Annotated in this window: 9 protein-coding genes; 3 read left to right on the top strand and 6 right to left on the bottom strand. The window is 58.2% G+C overall.

The genetic code is table 11. The features are described 5' to 3' along the window. The 3 genes from N5D20_RS13115 to N5D20_RS13105 form a co-directional block, all read right to left on the bottom strand. The coding region (locus N5D20_RS13115) for a UvrD-helicase domain-containing protein (RefSeq protein WP_279915021.1) at positions 1 to 887 on the bottom strand (887 nt) is incomplete at its 3' end. Continuing rightward, a complete protein-coding gene (locus N5D20_RS13110; RefSeq protein ID WP_197578498.1) occupies positions 884 to 2,752 on the bottom strand; it encodes an AAA family ATPase in 1,869 nt (622 codons plus the stop codon). The genes N5D20_RS13115 and N5D20_RS13110, both read right to left, overlap by 4 nt. Before the next feature lie 188 nt (positions 2,753 to 2,940). Further along, positions 2,941 to 4,536 (bottom strand): MobA/MobL family protein, encoded by a 1,596-nt coding sequence (locus tag N5D20_RS13105; RefSeq protein WP_197578499.1) that lies wholly within the window; start codon positions 4,534 to 4,536, stop codon positions 2,941 to 2,943. A 453-nt stretch (positions 4,537 to 4,989) separates the two neighbouring features. On the opposite strand from N5D20_RS13105, the gene N5D20_RS13100 reads away from it, so the two are divergent. Further along, positions 4,990 to 6,738, top strand: a complete 1,749-nt coding sequence (locus N5D20_RS13100; RefSeq protein WP_197578500.1) for an ATP-binding protein — start codon at positions 4,990 to 4,992, stop codon at positions 6,736 to 6,738. On the opposite strand, the gene N5D20_RS13095 is transcribed toward N5D20_RS13100, so the two are convergent. Both N5D20_RS13095 and N5D20_RS13090 read right to left on the bottom strand, forming a co-directional pair. Next, positions 6,735 to 7,895, bottom strand: coding sequence for an SH3 domain-containing protein (locus N5D20_RS13095; RefSeq protein ID WP_197578501.1), 1,161 nt, complete (start codon positions 7,893 to 7,895; stop codon positions 6,735 to 6,737). The two genes, N5D20_RS13100 and N5D20_RS13095, sit on opposite strands and share 4 nt — an antisense overlap. A 93-nt stretch (positions 7,896 to 7,988) precedes the next feature. Continuing rightward, a complete protein-coding gene (locus N5D20_RS13090) occupies positions 7,989 to 8,345 on the bottom strand; it encodes a helix-turn-helix transcriptional regulator (RefSeq protein ID WP_197578502.1) in 357 nt (118 codons plus the stop codon). A 240-nt stretch (positions 8,346 to 8,585) separates the two neighbouring features. On the opposite strand from N5D20_RS13090, the gene N5D20_RS13085 reads away from it, so the two are divergent. Continuing rightward, positions 8,586 to 8,894, top strand: a complete 309-nt coding sequence (locus tag N5D20_RS13085; protein WP_197578503.1) for a hypothetical protein — start codon at positions 8,586 to 8,588, stop codon at positions 8,892 to 8,894. A 65-nt stretch (positions 8,895 to 8,959) separates the two neighbouring features. Next, positions 8,960 to 9,343 (top strand): hypothetical protein, encoded by a 384-nt coding sequence (locus N5D20_RS13080; RefSeq protein ID WP_197578504.1) that lies wholly within the window; start codon positions 8,960 to 8,962, stop codon positions 9,341 to 9,343. A 43-nt stretch (positions 9,344 to 9,386) separates the two neighbouring features. On the opposite strand, the gene N5D20_RS13075 is transcribed toward N5D20_RS13080, so the two are convergent. Further along, complete coding sequence (locus N5D20_RS13075; RefSeq protein WP_004149767.1) at positions 9,387 to 9,563, bottom strand: DUF3606 domain-containing protein; 177 nt, start codon at positions 9,561 to 9,563, stop codon at positions 9,387 to 9,389. Positions 9,564 to 9,851: the final 288 nt, after the last annotated feature.

Raw genomic sequence — 9,851 nt, 5'->3', positions numbered from 1 at the left:
CTTACCGCCGGCTCACGCATCGCAAAAAGTGCCTTCGCAATGTTCTTTCCGGAACGAAAATTACCGGATAGTGCCAAGCGACTTTGTGCAGGAAATGTCGTCGCGAAGGCTCCGAGTTCCTCACCCACGCCGCCTCTGAATCCATAGATCGCCTGATTTGAGTCGCAGATGACCTTAGTAGGCACGCCCCCGTCCCGAAGCCATGCAGTGATCTCCAAGTCGACAGGATTGCAGTCCTGAGCTTCGTCGATAATGATCTCCACGAAACGGGCGCGCAGCGCCTCAATCAGGACGGCGGCCGTGTCAGGCTGTCGGAGTCGCATCAGAGCAAGACGACGGGCATCCTCGTAGTCGAGCTCAGCTCTCTGTAAAAAGCGCTCACGAACCTTCTGCGCTGTTGTTTCGTAACTCTTCACGTATCCCTTAAAACCGGCCTTTGCCAGTTCTCCCTCAATGGCGCACCCTGTGTCTCGATCGAAGCAATCAAGCGCTAGGCTTCTCAGGCCGACCTTTGGCGAAATCAGCAGCTTTCCTTTGTCTGGCAGGAGGCGCGGAGGTGCCGCCACGCCGGGGACGCCAAACGGGGCAACGAGAAGCTGCCATACGAAGCTGTCAAAGGTGCCGATGAAGTGTGGATACGACGGCCTTTCGATGACACCCTCTGCATCAAGACGAGCCTCAAGCTCAGAGACGGCTGCGCGCGTAAAAGACAAGAAGGCAACGCCTTGACCAAAAGCTAAAGCCTTCGAGGAACAGAGTCGACGGGCGCGCTCGACCATCACCTTCGTTTTTCCCGCCCCCGGGCACGCCTCAATGAAAGCGGAGCCCTCGTAGCCGATGATCGTGGCCTGCTGAGCGGTAGGGATGAACGTAGAAGGGGCTCTCATACAGTCAGCTTGCTGATTGCGCTTGCAAGATACGCAGGGACGTTAAACACCTGCCCATCCTTGCCCAGCGCTTCCGCTAGCGCATGGGCGTATTCGCCCTTTCGAACGTCTTTAAAGATCGCCTGGATCGCCAACGCTCGCTCTGCGCCGACAAGATTCATAGCGGCGCCCCACTTGTCGGCGGAGCGAGGGTGCAGTTGGCAGTATATTTTTGCCATCAGCTCACCGTTTCCGGCTTCAAGCAAAGCAGGCTCAAAGGAGTAGTCATTGATCTCCACATCGAGAAGATCGCGACTTCCGAGGAGCACGGCTGTGTCGTAAAGCGCGTCCCTGCGCGCCTCGCCAGCCGTTCCAGCTCCGTCTTGTGTCTCCCCCCTGTCGCCATCAGTGATAACAACGACCCGATCAGCGATGCAAGCACCCGCGTAACGCGAGAGCAGCAGCTTGACATAGGGCTGGAAGTCAACGCCATCAATTGGGACAAAAACAGCTGAGCGGAACAGCCTGAGCTTGTCAGGTTGATCCTTAAGGACAAACTTCTTCGCGATCACGGGCAGAAGGAGTGCTTCGGCGATGCCTTCAACCAAAAGCACGCGTCCACCAAAGAGCATGGCTGATTTTGTTACGTCAAGATAGCGATCCACCTTGCGGCGCTCAACGGCATCCAGCACGATGCCCGCCAATGGGATGACCTGGCTATAGCGACGGAGGCGCGAAGCGGCAATCACCGGGCTAGGCTCAATGTCATTTATAACTTCTGCGGGAACGCCAGCGAGCGAAGTCTCCGGTTCACCGACCTCACCCTCTGGCTTGTTGTCGCCTCGACCCTTAGGGCTGGCTGAGCGGAAAAACACAAGTTTAGCGCTGTCAACCCACGCGGAAAGGTTAGGAGAATGCGTAGCCACCACAACTTGTAGCTCTCCGGCACAAGCGTTCTTAGCAAGCAGAGCACGTTCTCGTGACTTTTGCGTCTGATCATCGAGAAAGCTCAAAACTGCGGCCTGCAACTGGGGATGCAAATGTGCCTCTGGCTCCTCTACAAGGAATATCGTGAGATCTGCTTCACTAACCTTTTCAAGCTCAATAGCGATGGTTGCCATGTAGAGCAAGTTGGCATATCCATGGCCCGAATACCGGAGATCCTCCGGCTCGATATCGTGGTCGGCCATTCTGAAACGCAGGTCACGAGCAATGTCGAGCAGCTTCTCATCACTGGCAAAGCCGAGCGATGCACCCTGTTGGCGCACCCCACCTGTCAGAGCCCCTAGACTGACCCCAACTGCTGCGCCAACCCTGTCAAGGACGTCAGCATTGGTCTTCCTTTGAAGCGCCGCCGCCAGCTCGTCGGAAGTCATCTCTCCCAGGAAGTGCTTAAGCAGGCTGTAAATGCGTGTGGAGTTACCGGACGCCAAGGCGCGCTTGGCGTCTCGCAGTGGCGGCAGGTAAACATGCCGCACCATCTCGTGGGCCCCCTGCTCCGCCACACCACGATGCTGCCCCGCCCAGAACTGGGCGCGACCTGGAATACGTCCAGCCTTCTCTTCATACCGCAATCCAAAGGAACAACCCGAAATGTGTGGGTCGGTCGCAGCTGTGATCAGACGTCCCCTCTGTCCTGGGCTGAGCCCTGTGAAATGACCCTCGATGTCGAAGCGGCGCTCCGCACTGCCAAAGCGCACATCCGATGGCTCACAGTAGATTTCCCGGCGCCCACTCAACGGCGACGTCAGCAGACGAATCGCGTCAATGGCATTGCTCTTCCCGCCGTTGTTCTCTCCCACGAACACGGTCAGCCCTTCGGATAACGGTATTTCGAGCGTATCGAACGATCGGTAGTTCTGCATCAATACCTTTTCGAGATACATCGCTTTTCTGCCGAGACGCCCTTCCCGTGGGCTAGTCCGCCCAGCATATCGTCAGGTTGAACCAACGCAAGGGTTGTCTCCAGCCCTCCGACTTTGGCCTAGCCCGCGTCACAATGGCAGGCGTGCAACATAAAGTAGCCCCAGTCGACCTCCGGTTGTCGCTGGGGCTTAATTCTAGGACCGACGTGCTAGATGCGCGGCCGTGGTGTGCGGAGGTGGAGGTCCAGCTCCCCAGCCGCATTTCTCCCCACCTGAGTTAGGTCATCGCAACTCAACTCCAAGACGGTCGCGGAGACACGGGGGTCCTTAATCTTGAATCGGTTTTCGAGGTGCGCGCTCGCTTCCACCATCTGTGAACGGGCTTGGTCAATGGCGGCCATTTGCAGCCCCGCTGCACGCTTGGAGATGTGCGCCTTGGCGCGGAAGTAGCGCTGCTTGGCGCGCGCAGCCTCGCGTGACGCAGGCGAAGCTTCGTGCTCGGAGAGCTTAGCCCGAGCAGACAGGTAGGCCATTCGCGCCCGCCGGGGCCTCACCACAGCGTGCGCATAGCTCATCACCGCTTGCGACAAGCGTTCAGTGTCTTCATACAAAAATGGACTGGTCGCATAGGCGTCGACTCGCCGGCACATCAGTGTGGTGTAGGCTTTTTGAAACTGTGGTTCGATCTGGATGCCGCCCACGCTTCGGAGCATATCGAGCGAGTCCTGCGCAGCTTGGCGCTGGCTCTCCAACCATTGTTCGACGAGCTCTGCTTCGGCGTTGAGAACGTCAGCGTCTTGCCCAGTCGCCCGCGCCAAACGCATGACGCGACTAATCCTTCGCGTAATCCCTACCGGCACGGCTGTTGGCATGATGCGTCCACCGACCGGGCCCGTTTTCCCCTCCGTATTTCCTTTTCCTGTCGTGACTTGGGGTAGCGCCGCCTGTTCGCGCGCACGATCCGCCAGCGCAGATTGGTGGGAGTGCCCTTTGGGCACGCCATGCGTTGGGGCGGCGGTTTGCAAGCGTCGACTAATGACCCGCTCCACAAAGCTCCCTGTTGTAAGCGTGTGATCCACACCCATCTTCTTGGCTTGGCGCATCATCGCGGTCCGGGTCTTGCCCATATGCTTCGTTGGTGGGCGGCTGAGCTCATTGGCGCGGACAAAATCTTGCTTTAATGCAGCTTCCCGGGCTTGAGCCCTCAGGGTCCGGTGGTCCACTCGATCCGTGCCGCCAGCGCGCTCCAAGTGCGCATTGATGACGCCTTCAATGGCTTTGCGAAGTTCCCGAATGGCCTTGGCACCGCCGCCCTGTCGCGAGTCAAACGCCATGCCGGCGCGCTCACCGAGTCCTTTGGAGTCGACCTTTCGCGCCGACATCAGCAAGTGCACATGGTGATTACGCTGATCGCCTTCTTTCGAGGGTGCGTGAATGGCAACCAACACGGCGACTTGGTAGCGGTCCACGAGCAGTTGCCCTAGATCCAGGGCCAGATCTTTGCGCTGGCTGTCTGACAGGCTATGCGGCAAGGCCACTTCGACCTCACGGCAAACGCGGGCGTTGGCACGTGTTTCCGCTGCCTCGTTGGCGTCCCAAAACTTTTGAGGGTCGTAGCACCAATTGGGCGCCCCAATTGGCGCGAGCATCTGGTGGTGAGCAACGCCATGGCGGTGAGAGTAGCGGTGGTAAAGACCGGTCGCCGTGTCGACAAGATCAAATCCCGCCCGATAGGCGGCAGCGGCGACAGAGGACTCGCCTCTGCCACGGGAGAAGGATTTCAGTGTTGCGTGATAAATGGCCATTTAGTAGGGCTCCTGTGAATGGAGCGCTTAATTAAAGGCGCGACTTGTCTTCGTCTAGTGCAAACGGTCAACTGCGTAAACGAGCGCTAGCTCACACTTTCCTCTGCGACTCGATTGGTCTGCCTGCCTGGCCATTTGACCCCGTCAAATGCGAGCGCGCCAGCGCTCGGCCAAACCCTGGGCAGGCCGCACGGTTTACGCGAAGCGGAAACCATAAGTGCGGTTTTGACTTTGATTTTTAGGGGTCTTCCACGCTCAAAACTGAGTCTTCGTTGATGCCACCAATTCGCGAAAAAACTTACGCTGAGCGTATCTTTTGGTGAACGAAATATGAATAGGGCGAAACCGTGGTTAGCACTGGCGCCGTTTGCTCTCGCGCTAGACTGAGATGCGGGTCACAGAGAGGACCCCATCATACGGGGCGTCGCCCAGTCCACATTTGCAAGGAATGCTATGCCCATCACCGGGGTCAAGATCAAGGGTCTGAGCTGTTTCACCACAGAGTTCTGCGGCTTCGACGAGTTCAAGCTGATCAATGTCATCATCGGGCGCAACAACACCGGCAAGTCGCAGCTCTTGAAGGTCGTGCAGAGCCTCTGCTCGCCGGATCGCAGCAAGTCGCGCCTTCCTGCCTCGTATCGATTCACGGGCACCTTCGACGAAGGGACGCTGCAAGGAATTTTTTCCAATTCTCAGCGCTCTGGCGCCCTAGGCGTCCCAAACACTGAAAGCAACTGGACTTTTCACGGACTGCGGTTCGTTGACACACCAGTGAGTTGGATCGAGAACCCCCACGAGCTCGTGAGTGAGCTGTCACATCGGGCGAAGGAGAGGCCTGATGCATGGGGCAGAATTCTCCCTCATCAAGTTAATGAAGCGACTGAGGTGGAGCTTAACAAGGCAGTGAGCCGACTCCGGGGCCCATTTGCCGACAAAGTTTTCCGCCACATGCTGGCTGATCGCGACATCCGAAATGAGCCCGCCGCCGCCAAGCTTGCTCTTCGATCAGACGGGCAAGGCGCGACGAACATCATCCGCGACCACCTTATCCGGGCGGACAACATCATGGCGACGCGGCGCCTCGTTCAAAGCGAATTGCGAGCAGCGCTCAACCATATCTTCGGCCCGGATGGCTCCTTTTCTGCAATTTCGGTGCATGAGCAGGCAAGTGGCGAATGGGAGATCTTCTTGGAAGAGGCTCTCAAGGGGCTCATCCCGCTCAGCAGTTCCGGCAGTGGCTTGAAGACCGTTATCTTGGTGCTTCTCAATCTTCTGATTGTCCCCATGCTCGAAAGCAAAAGTGCGAGTGACTACGTCTTTGCGTTTGAAGAGCTGGAAAACAACCTTCATCCTTCCCTGCTCCGGCGTCTCCTGAAATACATCGACGAGTTTGCCGTCCAGAACGGGTGCACCATCTTCCTGACTACCCATTCCAGTGCAACCCTGGACCAGTTCAGTCGTTCGGATCACGCCCAATTCGTGCGGGTTTCGCATGATGGGACCGCTGCATCGACCCAGACGATTTCGGCACACTTCGATCATTCCCAAGTGGTCGGTGACCTAGGCGCACGCGCGTCAGACATCTTGCAGGCCAATGGCATCATCTGGGTTGAAGGTCCCTCAGATGCTATCTACCTAAACCATTGGATTGAGACCTTCTCCGAAGGCAGCCTCTTGGAAGGCCGTGACTACGCCTGCGCCTTCTACGGTGGCTCGCTGTTGGCTCGCACAAGTTTTGTCGATCCGACCGCGCCCAACCCCGAGGCGCTTATCCAGCTCATCCGACTCAATCGCAACGCCGCGCTGGTGTGCGATAGCGATCGATCTTCTAAGGGCGCGACGCTCAAACCGCGCGTGGTCAAAGCGCAAGAAGAGATCGCAAAGCTCCCGGATGGCTACATGTGGGTGACTGCGGGCAAAGAAATTGAGACTTACCTGCCTGGCTCAGTGATTGGCAAGGCACTCAGCCTGAAAGCTGATCCGGTTGATCCTGCACAGTTCGAGCTCTTCTTTCCAAGCGCATCCAGGACGAAGAAGGGCGACTCTTACGTTGAAGCCAAGCTCAATCGGGCCAGTATCGACAAGGTTGTGCTTGCCCTCGCCTCTCGCGAGCACACCACACCAGCCATCATGGCCCCACGCTTTGACTGGGCCAAACGCATGCAAGAACTGGTGGCCACAATCCGGAAATGGAACGATTAGTCCGGCTCGGTGAGGCGCTCCAAATGCTTGTTCAGGACCCATCCGAACCGCAACGCGCCTTCGTCGTCCACCGTTTGGACAAAACGCCATTTGCCGGCAGCGCGCAGGACCTGCACTTCCTCACCGTAAGGCAACCAGTGCGTGGCTGGCTCAGAGAGCTCTGCCCGAAATGGAGCGGAACGGACGACGACCTGGTAGGTGTGATCAGCCATCTCTAGATCCAACATGGCTTGATTTAGCGCGACCATCTGACGCCCGCTTCGATTCTGCTCGTCAAGCTTGGAGTTCATCGCCTGACTTTGCGCGTCAATCTTGGCCATGTGCTCAGCGTGGTCTTGATTGCTTCCTATTTCCGTATAGAGGAAGCAAGCGATTGTCAGCGCATATCCGTAGAGGACCATTCGGTCTGCATGCGGTAGACCCGATGAGCGCAACGCAGCCAAACACCCCACCAACCATGAAACTAGAGATGTTGCCGTTGCCTGCATTGGAGCAGGGGGCGTTGCCATGTCTGGTGACGAGGCTGACGTATCCTCAGACGCCTCCTGCAAAAGCTGCTCCATGCGCTCTTGCATCTCGACGCTGGACATCTCCGATAGCCAAGACTGAAACGCCGGCGATTGGCTCAGCTGCGCTGCTATGTGCAACTGCTCGCCGAACTGCTCAGCCAAGCGCCTGACAGGTCCAATGCTTGACTCGAGTCGGCGCATCGCCTCAACGGCAGCGTCGCGTTGGGGCGCATACCGGTCGCGCCAAGCAAGAATGTCATTTGCCGTTCGGCTTGCAGCCATCGCGAGTTCGCTGACAACCGGCTGCCAAGGCATGAGGGACTGGCGCAGCGCCATGGATGACCGCTTGGCCAATTCAGCGAACTGGCTGATCTCTCGCGTGCGCTCGGCCCATTGCTGTTGTAGGGCTGAGGATAGGCGCAGCACGTCGCTGTTGGCCAGCTCTCTCGCAATGCGGCTGGCGGGCGACTCCATGGCCTGCATGGTTGCGAAGATGGAATGCTGTTGGGACGCTTGGAAGGCACTGATGGCCGGACTGCGATGCAACTCCTCAACAAGCCGCGTTGCCAGGCGTCGGTCAATCACACGGGTGAGCCGTGCGCCCGGCATTTGGTCTGGCTGACGCGCGTCGTCGTGGTCCGAAGTCATTGGCAGATCGCAGATAGGTTGCCCCATCTTAAAAGCAGCCTACCCGCTCGGCCAGCTTTCGCTGCGGAGGTGGCGTTCTACGCAGGCAAACCGCTATGGTTGATCCAGCGCAGTGGGCTCAATCTGAGCGTGGCGAACCCGGATCTCCTCCGCGAGTGCCCGAAGCTCTTCGGGTTCGTAGTCCTGGACGGCTTTAATCAGCTCGGCGAGTTCCGGCGTCTCGGCAACCAAATATGCCACGGACACGCCCAAAGACTGGGCGATCTTCAATGTCGTTTCCCAGTCGGTCGCATGGACGCCGCTCTCATAGCGGCTGATGTAGGGCCCTGCCCGCTTGTCATCTAACCCCACGCTCTTCCCCAGGGCCCGCTGAGAGACGCCAGACGCTTTGCGGACCTCCTTCATGCGGGTCGCGATAAGGGTCTGGATCGAGAGGGCGAGCGCGTTCATCTGGGAATGATGAACGTCAGTTACGCCCAACGCAAAGTTACGTTGAACGCATCATACGTTTGACGTAACCTTTTTGGCAAGCCTGCTCGGGATCGGCACTCCTCCATCGCCTGACGCTCGCTCAAACCTGCTCGTCCATACCGGACCTTGCGGTCTCAGGCCGGGTCCCGGGACCTGCCTATCGCTTTGTTCGCCCTTCCTACCCTCATCCATCCACTTTGTGACCTCAAAGGAATGACCATGCCCAAGACCCTCCTGGCTTCGCTTACCACCGCCTTGCTGCTGACTGCGTGCTCTGCGGGACCGTCTGCAAATAAAGCAGAGGACGCGATGCTTGTCTTTGTGAAGGCCAACGGGTCTGACGACGCTCGCTTGACCAAGTTTTCTCTCGGGAAGTGTGAGAAAGGCGACGGTGGCTACAACTGCCCCGTCCAGGCCCGCGTCTTGGCTATGAATGGTCGCTTCGACGAAGACTTCAACGGTGTCTTCACCTTCGCTGACGTCGGCGGCGCATGGAAGGTGATCGGCGTGGTCAGTCGCACCCTCTAATTGAGCGCGACGCGCTTCGCACGGCAGCCCCGCGCTTATCACCCCAGAGCAAATCAGGAGTTCCCATGACCGTCGGCACGTTCTTCCTCCTGCTCGTCCTCGGCGCCACCGCGCTTGTGCTTGTTGGCTTGGGCCGCAGTTTCAAACTGCGCAGCGAGCGCAGCAACTTTCAGCAAGATTACGCACGAAGCTACTTTTCGCGCTCGAGCGCCGTCGCGCTGTCTCCTGAGCGATTCAGGATCAAGTTTCGCGCCCGCAACCAGACCAAAATCTACACTCTTGCTGACGTGCGCAGTTGGGAAAAGCATTGGCACAACACCAAGCGCGAAGGCACGCTGACGGTGAGTGTGCGCGACGTCGACCAGCCTGTCTGGACGATCAAGTTCGGCAACGAAGCGGAGATGAATCGCTGGTATGAGCTTTTGAACCAGGCAATTAACGGCAACTGAGCAGATCAAAGAAGAGGGCGGAATGATCCCGCCCTCCTCGCCCTCACTTGCCCAGGTGGCGCTTTACATCTTTGGTCATCACGCCGACAGCCGCCACAGCCTCTTTGAGCTTTGCCGGTGTGACGTTGAAGTGCTTGGACCAATCCCGGAGTTCCCAGGCCTCATTCACATTGATGCGAATGCCATCAGGTGGGCCGCGCTTGCTCAGATCATCTGCCATTGCCAATCCACCTCCACGCCTCGAAATGTGAGGCGCCTCACGGTCTCGCCACACCCTACCGCAGTCCAGTCGGATTTCTCCGCGCTAAGACGTAGGCCTTTTCCTACCTCCAACAAGTCCGACCCTTGCTTGATCTGAGCACAGGAAAGCGAACGCAGAGTGCACACGACCCAAAGCATCGCGCCGTGGCAGACAGGGGGCACGCCACGGCTTGTTCGCCGTCCCGGCACCGAGACCGATACCTGAGGTCCCGCAACCGACTGACAGAGCCCACGGCAAGTCAATCAA

This window comes from Stenotrophomonas sp. GD03877, assembly GCF_029840555.1.
Lineage (GTDB): Bacteria > Pseudomonadota > Gammaproteobacteria > Xanthomonadales > Xanthomonadaceae > Stenotrophomonas > Stenotrophomonas geniculata.
The sequence above is the reverse complement of the archived record's forward strand: the minus strand, read 5'-3'. Positions and strand labels throughout refer to the sequence as shown.

Excerpts from the sequence above, each read along its gene's own strand:
- N5D20_RS13075 (WP_004149767.1), bottom strand. The coding sequence starts at position 9,563 with ATGGCAGATGATCTGAGCAAGCGCGGCCCACCTGATGGCATTCGCATC.
- N5D20_RS13095 (WP_197578501.1), bottom strand. The coding sequence starts at position 7,895 with ATGACTTCGGACCACGACGACGCGCGTCAGCCAGACCAAATGCCGGGC.
- N5D20_RS13090 (WP_197578502.1), bottom strand. The coding sequence starts at position 8,345 with ATGAACGCGCTCGCCCTCTCGATCCAGACCCTTATCGCGACCCGCATG.
- N5D20_RS13080 (WP_197578504.1), top strand. The coding sequence starts at position 8,960 with ATGACCGTCGGCACGTTCTTCCTCCTGCTCGTCCTCGGCGCCACCGCG.
- N5D20_RS13085 (WP_197578503.1), top strand. The coding sequence starts at position 8,586 with ATGCCCAAGACCCTCCTGGCTTCGCTTACCACCGCCTTGCTGCTGACT.
- N5D20_RS13100 (WP_197578500.1), top strand. The coding sequence starts at position 4,990 with ATGCCCATCACCGGGGTCAAGATCAAGGGTCTGAGCTGTTTCACCACA.
- N5D20_RS13105 (WP_197578499.1), bottom strand. The coding sequence starts at position 4,536 with ATGGCCATTTATCACGCAACACTGAAATCCTTCTCCCGTGGCAGAGGC.
- N5D20_RS13110 (WP_197578498.1), bottom strand. The coding sequence starts at position 2,752 with ATGTATCTCGAAAAGGTATTGATGCAGAACTACCGATCGTTCGATACG.